Consider the following 17,638-nt stretch of genomic DNA (forward strand, 5'->3'; position numbering starts at 1 on the left):
AAAACCTTAGAGGTCCTCGCGCCAGAAGGGCATGCTCATGCAGCGCGGGCCGCCGCGGCCGCGGGAGAGCTCGGCGGAGGGCACGACGAGAAGGTCCAGGCCCTCCTTGTACAGCACGTCGTTGGTGACGGTGTTGCGGGCGTAGACGCAGATCTTGCCGGGCTCGACGCACAGGGTGTTGGAGCCGTCGTTCCACTGCTCGCGGGAGGCCGCGATCGGGTCGCCGCCGCCGCAGGGGATCAGCTTGACCTGGTCGACGCCGGTGGCGTCCTCCAGGACGTGCTCGAGGGTGTCCTCGATCAGGCGGATGTTCACGTCGCCCGGGTTCTTGCCGGCGGTCAGCTCGTAGACGCGCAGGGTGCCCATGATGGCGGGGTGGATCGTGAACTTATCGACGTCGATCTGGGTGAAGACCGTGTCGAGGTGCATGAAGGCGCGGGAGACCGGGATGTCGAAGGCCAGGATGCGCTCGACCTTGGAGTCGGAGTTCCAGAAGATGTTCTGGGCCATGACATCGATCGCGGCGGCCTGGGTGCGCTGGGAGATGCCGACGGCGAGGGTCTTCTCGTTGATGTTCAGCACGTCGCCGCCCTCGGTGTGGAACTGGCAGTCGCGGCGGAAGTACAGGGAGACGTCCTTGTAGTCGGGGTGGTACTTGAAGACGTACTTGCCGTACAGGGTCTCGCGGTTGCGGGTGACCGAGTACATGCGGTTGAGGTTGACGCCCTCGCCGACGACCGCGAACGGGTCGCGGGTGAAGTAGAGGTTGGGCATCGGGTCGATGATCAGGTCGGACTCGGACTCGGAGTTGACCAGGGAGTCGAGGGTCGTGGACGCCGTGAGGGGCATGTCGATCTCGGCCTTGGTCATGCCGGCCATGGTCTTCTTGACGAACTCGAGGTTGTCCTCGATGGAGTCCAGCTTCTCGCGGACGATCTGCGGCATCTGCTGGCCGCGGATGCCTGCCTCGGCGATGTACTGGTCGGTGAACTCGGCGCGGGCGCCGGGGACCTGGTCGAACACCTCTGCGACGAGGTTCTCGAGGTAGAGCACCTCCACGCCCTGGTCCTTAAGGATCTGGGCGAAGGTGTCGTGCTCCTGCTGCGCGACCTCCAGGAACGGGACGTCGTCGAACAGGAGTCGCTCGAGCTCGTCGGGCGGCAGGTTGAGGAGCTCGTCGCCGGGACGGTGCAGGCAGACCTTCCTGAGCTTGCCGATCTCGGAAGGCACGTGCAGACCTTTCGTCATGGCCTCCTACCTTTCTTTCGGGCCTTTCGGCCGAATCTCTCAGCACCCTTCCGTAACGGGTGCTGCTTGCTGACAGCTCTAGTTATATCCAAATATCACCCGCAATTCCACCTCGCCCCCGAACGGTCAACAAAGTTCGATGAACGGTATATCGAATATGATTCCCCCATAATGCACTTCGGCGTTCTAAAGTAGCTTTTCTAAGGTAAATGCTCTTTTTTCTTAAAAATCATTCGCAATTACAACTCCAATCTTTCGATTAAGAATTGCATATCTAAAACGGTTTTATGTATATAAATGACGCTTGTTCGTGTTTCTGTCTGTATTCGATGATATTCAGCTACCTATCATTCTTATTCACACATACTCACCAGTTGAGTGAGGATATAGACCGTTTTTCACAACGCGAAGGGCGTCAGCTCTATGGCTTGTCAGCGTAAGAAGTAGGTAAAGATACCGTTCACGCGATACGTCCGTGCCATAGGTCGACTAAATTGAGACAATAGTGAATAGTGTTAGGCAACCGTCCCCCACGGGGACTGAACGGACAGATGCATATGCCGAGCAAAATCGAAAAAAAGCAAGCCGCTGCAAAGCTGCGTAAGCCGCCGCGCGACCTCTCGTACACGCAGAACCGAGAGCTCAGCTGGCTGCGCTTTGACAACCGTGTGCTTGACGAAGCCTTCGACGAGACCGTTCCGCTGTTCGAGCGGCTAAAGTTCGTGTCGATTTTCGAGTCTAACCTCGATGAGTTTCTCATGGTGCGCGTGGGCGGCCTGTCCGATCTGGCAGAGCTCAAAAAACAGCCTGTCGACAACAAGAGCAATATGACCGCCTCCGAACAGGTCGATGCTGTCATGGCCGAAATGCCCGGGCTCCTTACCCGATGGGAGTCCATCTTTAAGAGCATCGAGGGCAAGCTCGACACCCTGGGCGTTCACCGCGCCCGCATCGATTCGCTTACGCCCGAGGAGCGCACCTTTGTAACCCGTTACTTCCAGGCCTACGTGTCGCCGGTCATCTCACCGCTGGTGATTGACCCGCGCCACCCCTTCCCTAACCTGCGCAACGGCGCACTCTACCTGGCCTGCGGCCTGGACGGCGTCACCGACGAGGAGAGTCTGCTGGGCCTTATCGAGATTCCCACCTCGATGAACCGCGTGGTCGAGATCCCCTCGCCCACCGGCACCTACTCCTACATCTTGCTCGAGGACGTCATCCTCGCCTGCCTGGACAGCTGCTTTGGCTCCTATAAGCCGCTCGACCGCGCGCTCATCCGCGTCACCCGCAACGCCGACATCGACCCGGACGGCGAGGGCGTCGAGGAGGAAGAGGACTACCGCCAGCACATGAAGCGCATCCTCAAGAAGCGCCTACGTCTGCAGCCGGTAGTGCTCGCGGTCTCGGGGTCGCTCGAGAAGGCGACGCTCAAGACCATCCGCAAGGCGCTCGAGCTTTCGCGCCGCTCTGTCTTTACCTGCGATATCCCGCTCGACCTGGGCTACGTCTTTGGCATTGAGAGCAAGATTCCCGAGCACCTGCGCAACGAGCTGCTCTTTACGCCGTTTAAGCCGCAGCCCAACCCCACCATCGATATGACCCGCTCCATCCGCGAGCAGGTACTTCAGCACGACAAGCTGCTCTTTTATCCCTATGAGGCCATGAACCCCTTCCTGGATCTGGTGCACGAGGCCGCCTACGACCCCGAGTGCATCTCACTGCGCATCACGCTCTACCGCGTGGCCAAGCAGAGCCGCCTGTGCGAGTCACTGATCGATGCCGCCGAGAACGGCAAAGAGGTCACGGTGCTCATGGAGCTCCGCGCGCGCTTTGACGAGCAGAACAACATCGAGTGGGCCGAGCGCCTGGAAGAGGCCGGCTGCACCGTCATCTACGGCTCCGAGGGCTTTAAGTGCCACTCCAAGATCTGCCAGCTCACCTATCGCGAGGGCATGGCGCTCACACGCCTGACGCTGCTGGGCACCGGCAACTTTAACGAGAAGACGGCCAAACTCTACAGCGACTTTATGCTCATGACCGCCCACCCCGGCATCGGCGAGGACGCCAACCTGTTCTTCCGCAACCTGTCGCTGGGCAATCTGCGCGGCGATTACCGCTTCCTGGGTGTGGCGCCCGTAGGCCTCAAGCCGCTCATCATGCGCGGTCTGGATCGCGAGATTCAGCGCGCTCTCGCTGGCGAGCCCGCCCGCGTGTTCTTTAAACTCAACTCGCTCACCGACCGCGAGGTCATCGACAAGATCGCCGAGGCATCGTGCGCAGGAGTCCGCGTGGACATGATCATCCGCGGCATCTCGTGCCTCAAGCCGGGCGTTCCTGGCAAGACCGAAAACGTGCATGTCCGTTCTATCGTCGGACGCTTTTTGGAGCATGCGCGCGTTTACGCCTTTGGCGTGGACTCGGACATGATCTACCTGAGCTCGGCCGACATGATGACGCGCAACACCGAGCACCGCGTGGAGATCGCCTTCCCCGTGCTCGACCCCACCTGCCGCGCCCTGGTGCACGAGTACATGGGCATGCAGCTGCACGACAACGTGAAGGCCCGCAGCCTCACGAGCGACGGCACCTGGGTCCCCGTGGAGCGCGCAGAGGGTGAGAAACCCTTCAACTCGCAGGAAGCCCTGCTGGAGCGTGCCTACCGCAACGCCGAGGCCGCGCCCGAGCCCGTCATTGAGGCAAAGCCCGCCCCTGCTCCTAAGCCGCAGCCGGCCACACCCGAGGTTCAGAAGGTCCAGGCGACCGTCATTGAGCCCGAGCCCGCACCTGCACCTCAGCCCGAGCCGCAGGCAGCTAAGCCCGCACCCGAGACGAGCGCCTGTCGCGATAAGCCCGCCGGCAAGACCAAGGCCATCGAGCGCCATCGCCCCGGCCGCGTGCGCATGGGCTTGGGCCTGATCGGCCTGGGTCTTAAGACGCTCATTACCGGTAAGACGAAATAGTCGTTTGTAGAAGCAGTTTGTAGAAGCGCCCCGCATTTGAGGAAAGCCTCGGATGCGGGGCGCTTTTCCCTGCTACCATGGTGCGAATAACAACGCGAATGACAGGCAGGGATATGAAGCTCAATATAGAATCGATGACCTACGGCGCCGACGGGCTGGCGCACGCCGACAACGGCAAGGCCGTCTTTGTGCAGGGCGCCGTGGCAGGCGACACCGTCGAGGCCGAGATCGTGCAGGACGGCAAATCGTTTATGCGCGCCCGCGCCACCGAGATTCTGGAGCCGAGCCCCGATCGAATTCAGCCTCCCTGCCCCTTCGTGGGCATCTGCGGTGGCTGCTCGTGGGGCAACCTCTCACGCACCGCTCAGCTTGCCGCCAAGGAGCAAAACCTGCGCTCCACGCTCGAGCGCATCGGCAAGTTCACCCCTGAGCAAGTCGACGAGCTGGTGCAGCCCATCCGCCACACCAAGGACGATTGGGGCTACCGCAATAAAATTGAGCTCGAACCGACCGTCGTCAACGGTCGTGTGCGCCTGGGCATGCACGGTGTCGACCCCAGCAAAATCGTGACTGTTGATACGTGTCCTCTGTTCGATAAGCGCTTCCCGAAGGCGCTCAAATCAGTCGTCGGCGCACTCAACTATCTAAGCGGCAGCCATGACTTGGGGCTCGAACGCGTGGGCATTCGCGCATCGCGCCGCACCAAGGCACTCGAGGTCGCACTCTGGACGCCCACGGGGTCGTTTCCGCGCTCGCAAGTCTCGCGCGTGCTGGCAGACGCCGCACACCCCACGAGCATAGTGCGCGTTATGAGCAAGGGTGAAAAGAAGGCCCGCCGCGTCTCCAAGGTTGAGATGCTCGCCGGCGAGGGCTCCTGGACCGAGAACATCGCCGACGGCCAGATGCGCCTTTCGGCCCCGTCGTTTTTCCAGGTCAACACAAAGGGTGCCGAGATTTTGATCGAGCTTGTCATGGAGGCGCTCGACCCGCAGGAAGACGAACTTGCCGTGGACCTGTATTGCGGAGCTGGAACCTTCACCCTGCCGCTCGCCCGCCGCTGCGACTTTGTTGCCGCCGTCGAGGCCTACGGCCCAGCCGTGCGCGACCTGCGCCGTAACCTAGAGATCAACAAACTCGATAACGTCGACGTCATCGGCGGCGACGCGGTGCGCGAGTTCCCCGATCAGGACGCCGATGTCCTGGTGGTCGACCCGCCGCGTGCAGGCCTCGCCCCCGAGGCGATCGACCTTATCGCCAGCACGAGTGCCCGCGATATCGCCTACGTGAGCTGCGACCCGGCCACCCTGGCGCGCGATCTCAAACGCTTTGTCGAAGAAGGCACCTTCTCCCCCGTAAAGATCACGCCAGTTGACCTGTTCCCGCAAACCTTCCACTGCGAAACCGTCGTCCACCTCAAGCGCAACTAGCCACTTAATCATTGCTCAGAAAAATCATTGGGAAATCGAGCGTGGCAAGCGGAGGTCTTCGGGGTATAAGACGGCTAATTGTATGCCGTCTATGAAAGGAACCCTCATGCCCAGCGTTGCCGTTCTCGCCGCCGATGGCTTTGAAACTATTGAATGCCTGACCATGGTCGATGTCATGCGTCGCGGCGGCGTGCGCGCCACGCTTGTCTCGATCATGCCCACGCGCGAGGTCGTAAGCTCGCTGCAGATTCCCGTGACCTGCGATGCGCTCTTTGACGAGATCAACTTTGACGAGTACGACTGCGTCGTGCTACCTGGCGGCCTGCCCGGCGCCACCAACCTGCGTGCCGACCAGCGCGTCTGCGACGTGGTCTGCGAGTTCGCCGCCGCCAAACACGTCGCCGCCATCTGCGCCGCCCCGTTTATCCTGGGTGAGCTCGACCTGCTCGAGGGGCGCCACGCCACGTGCTTCCCTGGCTTTGAGAAAAGCTTCCCCGAAGGCGCCTATACCGGCGAGAAGGTTACGCAAGACGGCAACATCATCACCGCCAGCGGCATGGCCCAGTCGCTCCCCTTTGCGCTTGAGCTGCTGCGCACGCTCGCCGGCGACAAGGCCGTCGAGAAGGTCGCCGAGGGCATTCAGCTATGATTTTGGCTTCGCAATCACCGCGCCGCATCGAGTTGATGCGCGAGGCGGGCTATGACATTCGCGTGATTCCCGCAGATATCGACGAAACGCCTTTTGATGGCGAAGCTCCGCTTACACTCGTCGAGCGCTTGGCGCGTGCCAAAGCCGCCGCCGTTGCCGCCGAGCATGCCGAGCCCAACGAACTGACCGTCGCGGCCGATACTATTGTCACCTTTGACGGCCAAATTTTGGGCAAGCCGGCAGACGGGGACGAGGCGCGCACCATGCTCCGCGAGCTTTCGGGCCGCACGCACCAGGTCGCAACCGGCGTCTGCATCGTTAAAGCCGGCGACGCTACAGCTCCGCATGCCGCCGAGAGCCTGTCGTTTGTCGATGTGACCGACGTGACGTTCTATGAGCTTACCGAAGAGCAGATCGAGCGCTATGTTGCCTCCGGCGAACCCATGGACAAGGCCGGGGCCTACGGCATCCAAGGCACAGGCGGCCGCATGCTTGTGCACGATATTTCGGGTGACTTCTACAACGTGGTGGGCTTGCCCATCGCTCGCGTCGCACGCGCGATCCAAAAACTCTCGTAATTGCATCTGGCGCTGGGTATCCCCCAGCGCCTACAATTTTGCCGTACCATACGGATCCCGACTGGGCATAAGGCCCGGCGGAAAACCGATAGGAGAACACATGGACACACTGCTCGAAGCCATCGATGTTTGCAATGTCGATGGCTTTTGCTTTGGCAACTATACGGACGAGGAGGCTGGCACCGGCTGCACCGTAATCGTGGCGCCCGAGGGTGCCACCGGTGGCGTTGACGTACGTGGTGGCGCCCCCGCTTCGCGTGAGACCGACCTGTTGCGTCCCGAAAACACCGTCGATAAGGTCCACGCCGTCTGCCTTTCGGGCGGATCGGCCTTTGGCCTCGAGGCTGCAAGCGGCGTGGCCCGCGAACTCGAGAGCCGCGGCATTGGTCTGCCCGTCGGCCCCACGCAGGTGCCCATCGTGTGCTCCAGCTGTATCTTCGACCTTGCCTTTGGCGACCCCACCGTTCGCCCCGACATTGAGGCCGGCATCGCCGCCGTGCGCGAGGCGCTCGACCACACCCCCACCAAGCTCGAACAGGGCAACGTAGGCGCCGGCACGGGCGCTACCGTGGGTAAGCTCATGGGCCCCGCCACCTGCATGAAGGCCGGCCTTGGCGCTGCCGCCGTGGCGCTCGGCCCCATCAAGGTGGGCGCCGTGGTCTCGGTCAACGCCTGCGGCAACGTTGTCGACCCCCTCACCGGCGAGTGGGTCGCCGGCATGCGCGCCTCAGCCGATAGCGACCAAATCGTCGATATGGAACTCGCAGCCTTTGCCGCCGCCGGATCCATGCAGATGCCGCTCGACCGCACCAACACCACCATCAGCTGCATCGTCACCAACGTGGAACTCACTAAGGCACAAGCCACCAAGGTCTCCCAGATGGCCGCAGACGCCTACGCACACGCCATCCGTCCCACGCACACCACCAACGACGGCGACACCATCTACACCCTCGCCAGCGGCAAACTGGGCGCCCAGGCAAGCGCCTTCGTTCCCCTAGACCTGCTGGGCATGCTCGCCGTAAGGGCTTTGCAAACCGCCATCGTAAACGGAGCCAAAACCGCCAAAACCTCCCACGGCATCCCCGGCGCCGCGAGGTAATCTCACTCGTCCGTCGGTCGGAGGCGGGCGGGCATTACGTTTGCTGCTCTACAGTCCTATGCAAGACGAAGGCCACATTAAGTGGCCTTCTTTGCATGCGGAACTCGCGACAAACACAACCAAGCCCCACCGGGCAACCTGCTCAACCAGATCTTTTTCAGCCCAGGCCCCTGTGTACCGCGCGTCCAAGATCTTCAAATTCAGCTGTCTGACATAAAGCGAGACATAGCAGAGGACCCCTGGTCCTTAACTTGATACGAGTTCCGCACGCAAAGGAGGCGCCAGTGGCGCCTCCGTCTTGCGCAGGACTGTCCGAAGTAGCAAGTTAAGGACCAGGGGTCCCCGTTACCCGAGCGTTTCTGTACTAGTTGAATTTGAAGATCTTTGAGGCAAGACGGTATAGGCCGAGTGTGGTTTTGTCTCCGGCACGACCGCGGAGGTTAGTGAAGAAGCCGACCACACCGTAACGTGCACGACGATACATACGCTCGTCATAGGCCTTCAAATCATTCCACAGCGTCTTCAGACGCTCATCGGCACAATCCTCGTCGGAAAGCTTGGTGAGCACCGAGCAGATCGCCATCATCATGGTGAAGTAGCCCATCATGTACGAACGCAGACGCGACGACTCGACATCGCTGTACAGGTGGTACGACTCCATCATGATACGCGTAACACGGAACTGCTGGTCCAGACGCTTGACCATCGTGGCCTCGTTGACACTCTGGCCCTCGCGACCGATAAAGTAGCGATAGAGGTCGATGTCGGCGTAGTACATGGTCTTGCAACGCGGCAGCGGCACGTAGGCGTAGATGTTGTCCACATAGAACGTGTGCGGCGGCATGGGAAGGTTGGACTCGCGCAGCGCATCCGTGCGATAGCACAGGCTGTGCATGAGCAGATTCTGGTCCAGGCGGAAATGGCCGATCTGGTCCCAGGTAAAGATCTTTTTTCGAGGCAGGGCAAACTTGTAACCAATAGCCGTATGCGTACCCTCGTAAACCTTCTCGTACACGTAGTTCGAGATAAACAGGTCAACGCGCTGGTCACGCTCTTCAAAGCCGCGCAGAATCGACAGCATGGTCGAAAGGGCAGCGCCGTCAAGCCAGTCGTCCGAGTCGACAACCTTGTAGTAGGTGCCCTGCGCCTCGCGCAGACCCGAAAGGACGGCAATACCGTGGCCGCCATTCTCCTGGTGCACCGCGCGGATGATTCCAGGATAACGGGCCTCCCACTCGTCGGCCTTGGCGGCCGTCTCATCCTTGGAGCCGTCGTCCACCACGATAATCTCGATATCGGTGGCATAATTGCTCCCCTCCAAGATGGAGGTAATGCAATGGTCCATGTCCTTAGCGGCGTTATACGAGGGAATACCGAATGTTATGACTTTATGCATGGCAGGCGATAATCTCATCCGAAAGATCGAGGGCGGAATTGGTCACGGCATCCATATCGTAGTAACGATACTCGGCCAGACGACCCACCGGGTGGAAGTTTGTCAGGTTCTGGACGCGCTCAAGATAGCGCTCATAGAGCTCACGGTTCTCGGGCTCAAGAATGGCGTAATACGGCGTCTCGCCCGAGCCGGGCGTATAGGCCTTGGAGTACTCCTTCATGATGGTGGTCTTGCCGGGCAAAACCTGACCGGTCATGTTCTTGAACTCGGTGATACGCGTGTAGTCCTCGCTCGTGGTGTAGTTGACGGTGCCCACGGGCTGGAACTGGTCCATATCAAGCGTCTCGAACTTCATATCGAGCGTGCGGTACGGAAGAGCGCCCAGGTCAAGGTCGAACAGCTCATCGAGCGGACCGGTATAGACGATCTCGCCGCCGTAGACCTTGCCGCCGATCTTGACGGTGGTCTCGTCGATCTCAAAGAGATCGCGGGCGTCCACGTCGCAGAACACGTCGATCAGGTCGTGGTCGAGCATATGCTCGAACAGCGCCGTGTAGCCGTCCTGCGGCATACCCTGGAAGGGAGCCTGCGGGAAATAGCGGTCATCGTCGCCCACAAAGACGGGAACGCGACCGGTGATCGAGGGATCGATCTGGTCGGGCGTCTGGCCCCACTGCTTCATGGTGTAATGCAAAAAGACGTTCTCGTAGACGTAATCAGCGACCTCGGCCAAGTCGGGGTCGTTCTTCTTACGCAGCTCCATAATGGGCACCTTGACATCCTTGCCAAAGGTCTCCACGAGCTTCTGATACAGCTCCTCGCCGCGCTCGTCACCAAAGGCGAGCTTGAGACTCGCGTGGTTGAAGGGCACGGGCATAAGGGTGCCGTTGATGTTGGCGAGCACCTTGTGCTGATAATCCGTCCACTTGGTAAAGCGCGACAGGAAATTGTGCACGCGCTCGTTAAAGGTGTGATAGATATGCGGACCGTACTCGTGGATCAGGATTCCGGCCTCGTCAGTGCAGTCATAGGCATTGCCCGCAATGTGGCTACGGCGCTCCAAAACGGCAACACGATAGCCGATGGTCTCGGCAAGACGGCGGGCGCAAACGGCACCGGCATATCCAGCACCGACGACAATCATGTCGTACGCGCCGGCGTTAAAGCCTTCAGGCAGGCCTGAGGTAATCTGCATCGATACTCCTTGTCAAAAGCCACGGGCTCGTTAGCTGGGCTTTTCTCGAACATTCTTCGAGACATATTTATCAGAGCGATTATAGCGCTAATGCGTCCTATAATGAGCTTGCCACACAAGGAAAGCTCAAGCACCGCGGCGTACAAATTTGAAAGGTAAACCCGCTAGCAGCGGGTTTATTCGTGAACAGCCGGGCGCCTGGAGCTTAGTGAAACGCTTGTAAGGAGTAACATGAGCGATTTCCTTAACCGTATGAAGTCCGCCGCCAAGGCCGACCTTAAGACGATCGTCCTGCCCGAGGGCGAGGATCCGCGCACCATCGTCGCGGCCACCAAGATCATCGAGGAGGGCCTGGCAAAAATCGTCATCCTGGGCAACCCCGACGAGATCAACGTTCCCGGCGCCACCGTCATCGATCCGCGCAATGCCGAGAAGCACGAGGAGTACGCGCAGAAGTTTGCCGAGCTCCGCGCCAAGAAGGGCGTCACCATCGAGCAGGCTCGCGCCCAGGTGATGGACGCCACCTACTTTGGCACCATGATGGTCAAGATGGGTGACGCCGACGGCCTGGTCTCCGGCGCCTGCCACTCCACCGCCGACACCCTGCGCCCCGCGCTGCAGATCCTTAAGACCGCCCCGGGTACCAAGCTGGTCTCGGCCTTCTTCGTGATGTGCACCGACACCCCGCAGTTCGGCACCGACGGTACGCTGATCTTCGCCGACTGCGGCCTCAACATCAACCCGTCCTCCGACGAGCTATCCGAGATCGCCATCGCCTCGGCCCACTCCTGGTCCACCTTTATGGGCAATGTTGAGCCGCACGTGGCCATGCTCTCCTACTCCACCATGGGCTCCGCCGGTGGCGAGGTCGCCAAGAAGGTCCAGGAGGCCGTGAAGTTCTGCAAGGAGAAGGCACCCGAGCTCGCCATCGACGGCGACCTGCAGCTCGATGCTGCTATCGTCCCCACCGTCGCCCAGCTCAAGGCTCCCGGCTCCTCCGTCGCCGGTAAGGCCAACGTGCTCGTGTTCCCCGACCTCGAGGCCGGCAACATCGGCTACAAGCTGGTCCAGCGCTTCGCCGGCGCCGACGCTTACGGCCCCATTCTGCAGGGCATCGCCAAGCCGGTCAACGACCTGTCGCGCGGCTGCTCTGCCGACGACATCGTGGGTGTCGTAGCCATCACCGCCGTCCAGGCTCAGATGGCTGAGTAGCGGACGCACTCGCCCGAAGGCCGTACGGGCTAACCCCTGAAAACGTCCTCGACCAATGAAACGCCCCCGTTCTGCTCCTTCGGAGCTACGAACGGGGGCGTTTCTGGTCTGCGGAATGTTTTCAGGGGTTAGCCCGTACGGCCTTCTACTGCTACGAAGCATTCAGAGCATCTGGAGTGGACGGCGGCTTGGCTACGAGCTGGGGCTGAGGATCTGAATGGATGGGTGTCATTGCTGGGAGCGCAGGCGTTACTGGTGATGATCACTTTGGGAATGGAATTTCCGCCTGCTAGCAAAAAGGCCTCCTGAGCTGCTGCTCAGGAGGCCTTTCGTTCAATCGCAAGCAAACGCACTAGTTATTCGCGGTCAGACGCTCGACGTCGTGGGCGATCATGTATTCCTCGTCGGTGGGGATGACCATGACCGTGACGGAAGAGCCGGCGGCGCTGATGACCTGCGGGCCGTTACCCACGGCCTCGCGGTTCTTGTTGTTGTCGATGCGCACGCCCAGCCACTCGAAGCAGTCGCAGAAAGCCTTGCGGATCGACCAGTCGTTCTCGCCAATGCCGGCGGTAAAGGTAATGGTGTCCACGCCCGCCATGGAGGCAATCATGGAGCCGGCCTGCTGCATGGCCTTGTAGGCGAACATATCGAAGGCGAGCAGGCAGCGCTCGTCACCCTCGGAAGCGCGCGTACGGATGTCGCGGGCATCGTTGGAGATGCCCGAGATGGCAAGCAGACCGGACTGCTTGTTCATCATGTCATCGACTTCCTGGTAGCTGTAGCCGCCCTCGCGCTGCAGGTAGCACACGGTGGCCGGGTCAATGGAACCACAACGGGTGCCCATCATCAGGCCGTCGAGCGGCGTGAGGCCCATCGTGGTGTCGCGGCACACGCCGTCCTCGATGGCGGCGAGCGAAGCACCGTTGCCCAGATGGCACGAAAGCAGACGGTGGCAGCGCGAGCCCAGGATCTCCTTGGCCATCATCCACTCATAGCGGTGGCTCGTGCCGTGGGCACCGTACTTGCGAACGTGGTACTTGTCGCACACGTCCTTGGGCAGGGCGTAGGTGTAGGCGACCTCGGGCATGGTCATGTGGAACGAGGTGTCGAAGACAGCCACGTTGGGCAACTCCGGATACTTCTCGCGGCAATATTCGATTGCCGCGGCCTCGCCGTAATTGTGCAGAGGGGCGAGCGGAGCCACCTCAAGGATCTTAGCCATGACCTCATCGTCGACGACCGCGGAATCATCGAAGTGCCAGCCACCCTGAACGATACGGTGGCCGATGCCATCGATCGTAAAGTCGGTCTTCTCGAGCTCCTCGAGCACGCGCGCAATGGCGCAGCGATGATCAGGAAAAGGAATCTCCTCGGTCTGCTTGGCACCACCGTTCTCGGAGTGGCCAAAGATGCCCATCTCCGAGCCGATACGCTCGCAGTTGCCCTTGGCGAAAACCTCGCGGGTATCGGTATCCAAAAGCTGATATTTAAGGCTCGAGCTGCCGGCGTTGACAACAAGTACGTTCATGAGACTCCTTCGTGATTACAGTACGGTCGGCAAACCTATAAGGTGGCCGTACACTTAATAAGAAGTTATCAGAATCCAATAAATATCTATTAAACTCTTCGCCCAACGAGCACAAAAGAGGGGCCGAACGGCGCTCGGTCGTCCAGCCCCTCCCCTCTTGTAATTACTTGGCGTTGACGATGCGCTCGACGTCGGAAGCGATCATGAACTCCTCGTCCGTGGGGATGACAAAGATTTTGACCTTGGAATCCTTGGCAGACAGGCACCAAGCGCCGTCGCCACGCAGGGCATTACGGGCATGATCCATCTTGACGCCCATAAAGGCCAGGCGGTCGGCCACGCCGGCGCGGACGGCAGGAGCGTGCTCACCGATGCCGGCAGTGAAGACCAGGGTGTCCATACCGCACATGGAGGTGGCCATCTCGGCAGCCTTGGCGGCAATCTTGTAGACGAACATATCGAAGGCAAGCTGGGCCTCGGGGTCACCGGCGGCGGCGAGCTCCTCGACGTTGCGGCAGTCGTTGGTCTTGCCGCCGGTCACAGCCAAAAGGCCGGACTTCTTGTTCATCATCTCGTCGACCTCGTCGAAGGTGTAGCCGCCCTCGCGCTGCAGGTAGCACACGGTAGCCGGGTCGATGGAGCCGCAGCGGGTGCCCATCATGACGCCGTCGAGCGGCGTCAAGCCCATGGTGGTGTCCATGCACTTGCCGTCCTCGATAGCACACAGGGAAGCGCCGGAGCCGATATGGCACACGACGACCTTGCGGGCCCCGCCGTTGGTCATCTCGGCGACCTTCTTGGAGATGTAGCGGTAGCTGGTGCCGTGGGCGCCGTACTTACGGATGTGCAGCTTGTCGCAAACATCCTTGGGCAGAGCGTAAGTCTTGGCAACCTCGGGCATGTTGAAGTGGAAAGCGGTGTCATAGACCGTGACGTTGGGCAGGTCGGGATACTGCTCGAGGCAGTACTCGATAACGTTGGCCTCGGGGTTATTGTGCAGCGGGGCGAGCGGAGCGACCTCGCGGATCTTGGCGAGGACGTCCTCGTCGACGAGGGAGGAATCACCGAAGTACCAACCGCCCTGAACGATACGGTGGCCGATACCCTCGATCTTGACGCCGTTGGCCTCGAGGTCCTTCAGGACGACCTCGATGGCGACCTTGTGGTCGGGGAACTCGATGTTCTCGGTCACCTTCTTGGAGCCGTTGGCAGCGTGGGTGAAGGTACCGCCGGTAAAGCAGACGCGCTCGCAGGAGCCCTTTGCGGACACCTTGTGGGACTTGGTATCGATGACCTGATACTTAAGGGTCGAAGATCCTGCGTTGACGACCAGAACGTTCATGTGTCTCCCTACTAACAGGCGGTGTGGCGCCGCCAGGTTACATACGCTTCAATAATAAACCCAAACGCCCTCGCGCTCGGGTTTATTGCGTTGATATATAAGTTATCGGTGCCCAAATACTCATGACCTTTGGCGTGTAAGACGAAATAGCGCGGGGATATACACAAGGGAAGAAATCCCGAGCGCGACAAGCAATACGACTCGAATGCCCGCAACGCTACTCAACACAGCGTTGAGCAGATAGAAAAGAACGGCACCCACCGCCACCATCTGGCTTTGAACCGAAATCAGTGAACAGCGCATCGAAGAATCGGCTGCCTTTTGAAAAATTGAGTATTTAATTGGAGCAAATAACGAGTACGCAACCGTCTGCAGCACATAGAACACGGGCAGCAAATTAGCCGGAGTAAGGGGAATCAAAAACAAAGCTGTCAGGAAAAGGCGCACGATGCCGCAAATACGCGCAAAGCGGCCCTTGTCGACATGAGCAATCGCACAGGGCACAATAAGTCCCATGGAGGCCGACGCAAGGAGCTGGACCGCAATGGTCACACCCGAAGCGACGGCATTCATTCCGCGACCCGCAAGCAGCAGTGAGAAAAAGTCTTCCAGGGCGACAAAAGCAAATGCCTGAGAACAGTCCATGATGAACGCTGAACGAAGAATGCCATTACCCGCAATAGCGGTACCGATCATCTTCGGGCTCATTCCACGCTCAGGTGTCGCCGCAGTGCCCCCTCTTCGCATTTCAGGAATGCAGACAACGACAACCAACGTCAACACCATTGCGATGATATCTGCCGAAAGACCAATGAGATATGCACCGACGGACGAAATGAAACCGCCCACGCAAGCGGAGATGGCATAAGAGGCATAGAAAACAAATCGCTCAACGACATTAAGTCTTACGAGCTGGTCCTGAGAGACGCTGTCAATGTAAATCGCTTCGATGGATCCGCTCACACACGCAACGGCAAAACCCTTGAGAGCGAACGCACCGATTAAAAGCAGGGGAGAACGGACGAGAAGCAGGGCGGCGTAGTATCCAAGCATTCCCACGACGCCAACGAGACCGCTTGTCTTTCGTCCAAACCTATCAGCAATATAGCCAGTGGGAACTTCAAGGATGAACTTGCTCACTTGATATGCAATCATCATGCTAGAAATCGATACCATCGAAAGTCCGACGAACTCAAGGTAGACAGTTAGAAAATACAAGATGGTGCTGAAGTTCGACAGAAAAACGAACGTCATATAAAGCAAGACCGTACGGTTTTTCATGCTCCACCCTCCAAGAGTCAGCAATCTAAATCGGAATCTTGGAAAAGCATGAGGGCAAAGCTGTCAGCTATGTGTTACAAGGCGTCAATAATCACTTGATGCCTCGAAGCCAATTAATCTCACGAAGCAAGATGACGCAATAGGTGCAGAAAAACCGTCTGGTGTCGATCAGTCCAGGCATTTTGTCGATAGCAAAAGTAGATGGGCAAGGCTACGTCACGCGAACCTTCAATGGAGCACTCGCTCACTTCCAATACATCTGATGCGAGAGAAGAGCCAGAAAAACTCAATATCAATCCCCCGGCTTGAAGAAACTCAGTCTGCGCCCTGTTTCCGTATTCAACATCACGGAAGCGAAAATTGACGAGCTGGGCTTCGGGACATTGATTGATTGCATTGAGACAGGGTGACAAATTAATGGGAACAGCGAGCCTGCCGCCCAGTAACTCGCGAATGGTCATGGCTCCCACAGATTGATGACCCGCTGGGCATGAAAGAACCTTGAGCTCCTTTTCACCCAAATATTTTGAAGAAAGGACGCTGTCCCGTGGTTCCTCGAATGAGATAGCCGCATCCGAAATGCCAAGCACAAGTGATTCAAAGCATGTGGCCGTTGGCTGATGCCACACATCAAGGTGAATCTGAGGGTGCGAGCGTTCAAACGAGTCATACCAGCTTTCGGCAAAAAGGCGCCCCCGCCCATGAAGGCAGGGGGCGTAAAGACGAAAGTGGCCATCGGGCGAAACGCCGTCGCCCCTCGATTGAGCGTACTTTTTGAGATCGTCGACTTGTGCCAGGATCACGCGCGCACGACGCGCAAATTCTCTGCCCGCCGGAGACAAAACAGCCTCCCCCGCCGATCGGTCGAGCAAAACAATCTGATACTCAGATTCCAGCTTTTTGATTGCCGACGAAACGGCCTGCGGACTCACATGAACGGCGCGAGCTGCTTTGCGCACGCCGCCATAGTTCGCTACCGCTTGAAGGTATTCGAGTTGAGAAAGCTGCATAGATTACTCCAAAGGCAGCCAAGTCGACGGGCCAAGCGCCCTCAGATGAGGTTCTCGCCCAGGTTTTTGCCGCCGAGGACGTGCATGTGGAAGTGCATGACGGTCTGGCCGGCGTTGACGCCCTTGTTGGAGATGACGCGGAAACCGTCCTCCAGACCCTTGGCCTTGGCGACCTCCTGGATGGCGTGAGCCATGGCGCCCATGGTCTCGGCGGGTACGTTGTCGGCGATGTCGCTGTAGTGCTTCTTAGGGATCACGAGCGTGTGGACCGGCGCCTGCGGGTTGAGGTCGTCGAAGGCGATGACCTGGTCGTCCTCATAGACAACGGTCGAGGGGATCTCGTGGTTGGCAATTTTACAGAAGATGCAATCGCACATAGCTGGTTCCTTTCTTACAGACCAAGGTAATTATATTTGGTCGAGATGCTTAGAACGAAAGGTTATCATCGGTGTTGGCGGCCTCGCCGTCGGCGAGCACGTCGTTGCCGTCGACGTCCTTAAGGAGCACCGAGACCTTCTGCTCGGCATCGGACAGGCGGGTGCGCAGGCTTTTGAGGAGCTCGACGCCGCGGGTGTAGCTCTCGAGCGACTCCTCAAGCTCCATATCGCCCGACTCCAGGCTGCGGATGATGAGCTCCAGCTCCTGCGAGGCCTGCTTGTACGTAAGCTGCTCGACCGGGGTCTTCTCTGCCATATCTGTTTCCTTTC

General features: G+C 59.3%; 15 protein-coding genes. 6 read left to right on the forward strand and 9 right to left on the reverse strand.

The genetic code is table 11. The features are described from left to right. Positions 1–6: 6 nt before the first annotated feature. Positions 7–1,248 carry an arginine deiminase gene (gene arcA / locus DXB86_RS00005; RefSeq protein ID WP_117584235.1) on the reverse strand — a complete coding sequence of 414 codons (1,242 nt, stop codon included), beginning with the start codon at positions 1,246–1,248 and terminating at the stop codon, positions 7–9. A gap of 551 nt (positions 1,249–1,799) precedes the next feature. Here arcA and ppk1 point away from each other — a divergent pair. The 5 genes from ppk1 to DXB86_RS00030 all read left to right on the forward strand — a co-directional run bounded on the left by ppk1 (position 1,800) and on the right by DXB86_RS00030 (position 7,964). Next, positions 1,800–4,208 carry a polyphosphate kinase 1 gene (gene ppk1, locus DXB86_RS00010; protein WP_117735748.1) on the forward strand — a complete coding sequence of 803 codons (2,409 nt, stop codon included), beginning with the start codon at positions 1,800–1,802 and terminating at the stop codon, positions 4,206–4,208. Positions 4,209–4,306: 98 nt separating this feature from the next. Further along, entirely contained in the window at positions 4,307–5,635 is a 1,329-nt protein-coding gene (gene rlmD / locus DXB86_RS00015; RefSeq protein WP_117735749.1) for a 23S rRNA (uracil(1939)-C(5))-methyltransferase RlmD, read from the forward strand. Positions 5,636–5,741: 106 nt separating this feature from the next. Then, complete coding sequence (locus DXB86_RS00020) at positions 5,742–6,284, forward strand: DJ-1 family glyoxalase III (RefSeq protein WP_117735750.1); 543 nt, start codon at positions 5,742–5,744, stop codon at positions 6,282–6,284. Further along, positions 6,281–6,862 (forward strand): nucleoside triphosphate pyrophosphatase, encoded by a 582-nt coding sequence (locus DXB86_RS00025; RefSeq protein ID WP_117564381.1) that lies wholly within the window; start codon positions 6,281–6,283, stop codon positions 6,860–6,862. Before DXB86_RS00020 ends, DXB86_RS00025 begins: the two co-directional genes overlap by 4 nt. A 100-nt stretch (positions 6,863–6,962) precedes the next feature. Beyond that, positions 6,963–7,964 (forward strand): P1 family peptidase, encoded by a 1,002-nt coding sequence (locus tag DXB86_RS00030; protein ID WP_117735751.1) that lies wholly within the window; start codon positions 6,963–6,965, stop codon positions 7,962–7,964. Between the two features lie 364 nt (positions 7,965–8,328). On the opposite strand, the gene DXB86_RS00035 is transcribed toward DXB86_RS00030, so the two are convergent. Together DXB86_RS00035 and glf are read right to left on the reverse strand one after the other, a co-directional pair. Beyond that, positions 8,329–9,360, reverse strand: a complete 1,032-nt coding sequence (locus DXB86_RS00035; protein WP_117735752.1) for a glycosyltransferase family 2 protein — start codon at positions 9,358–9,360, stop codon at positions 8,329–8,331. Next, positions 9,353–10,555, reverse strand: a complete 1,203-nt coding sequence (gene glf, locus DXB86_RS00040; RefSeq protein WP_117735753.1) for a UDP-galactopyranose mutase — start codon at positions 10,553–10,555, stop codon at positions 9,353–9,355. The genes DXB86_RS00035 and glf overlap by 8 nt, the downstream gene beginning before the upstream one ends. Positions 10,556–10,786: 231 nt before the next feature. On the opposite strand from glf, the gene pta reads away from it, so the two are divergent. Next, positions 10,787–11,767, forward strand: coding sequence for a phosphate acetyltransferase (gene pta / locus DXB86_RS00045; protein WP_006234296.1), 981 nt, complete (start codon positions 10,787–10,789; stop codon positions 11,765–11,767). 352 nt (positions 11,768–12,119) lie between these two features. Here pta and DXB86_RS00050 read toward each other — a convergent pair whose 3' ends face one another. The 6 genes from DXB86_RS00050 to xseB all read right to left on the reverse strand — a co-directional run bounded on the left by DXB86_RS00050 (position 12,120) and on the right by xseB (position 17,624). Then, positions 12,120–13,298, reverse strand: coding sequence for an acetate/propionate family kinase (locus DXB86_RS00050; RefSeq protein ID WP_117735754.1), 1,179 nt, complete (start codon positions 13,296–13,298; stop codon positions 12,120–12,122). Between the two features lie 163 nt (positions 13,299–13,461). After that, the gene (locus tag DXB86_RS00055) at positions 13,462–14,640 is read right to left on the reverse strand and encodes an acetate/propionate family kinase (RefSeq protein WP_117735755.1); all 1,179 of its coding nucleotides are present in this window, start codon (positions 14,638–14,640) and stop codon (positions 13,462–13,464) included. A 120-nt stretch (positions 14,641–14,760) separates the two neighbouring features. Beyond that, positions 14,761–15,921 carry an MFS transporter gene (locus tag DXB86_RS00060; RefSeq protein ID WP_117735756.1) on the reverse strand — a complete coding sequence of 387 codons (1,161 nt, stop codon included), beginning with the start codon at positions 15,919–15,921 and terminating at the stop codon, positions 14,761–14,763. A 119-nt stretch (positions 15,922–16,040) separates the two neighbouring features. Next, entirely contained in the window at positions 16,041–16,931 is an 891-nt protein-coding gene (locus tag DXB86_RS00065; protein WP_117735757.1) for a LysR family transcriptional regulator, read from the reverse strand. 41 nt (positions 16,932–16,972) lie between these two features. Next, complete coding sequence (locus tag DXB86_RS00070; protein WP_035137921.1) at positions 16,973–17,308, reverse strand: histidine triad nucleotide-binding protein; 336 nt, start codon at positions 17,306–17,308, stop codon at positions 16,973–16,975. Positions 17,309–17,357: 49 nt separating this feature from the next. Further along, complete coding sequence (gene xseB, locus DXB86_RS00075; RefSeq protein WP_006234311.1) at positions 17,358–17,624, reverse strand: exodeoxyribonuclease VII small subunit; 267 nt, start codon at positions 17,622–17,624, stop codon at positions 17,358–17,360. Between the last annotated feature and the right edge of the window lie 14 nt (positions 17,625–17,638).

The organism is Collinsella sp. OM06-18AC (assembly GCF_003438785.1).
GTDB lineage: Bacteria > Actinomycetota > Coriobacteriia > Coriobacteriales > Coriobacteriaceae > Collinsella.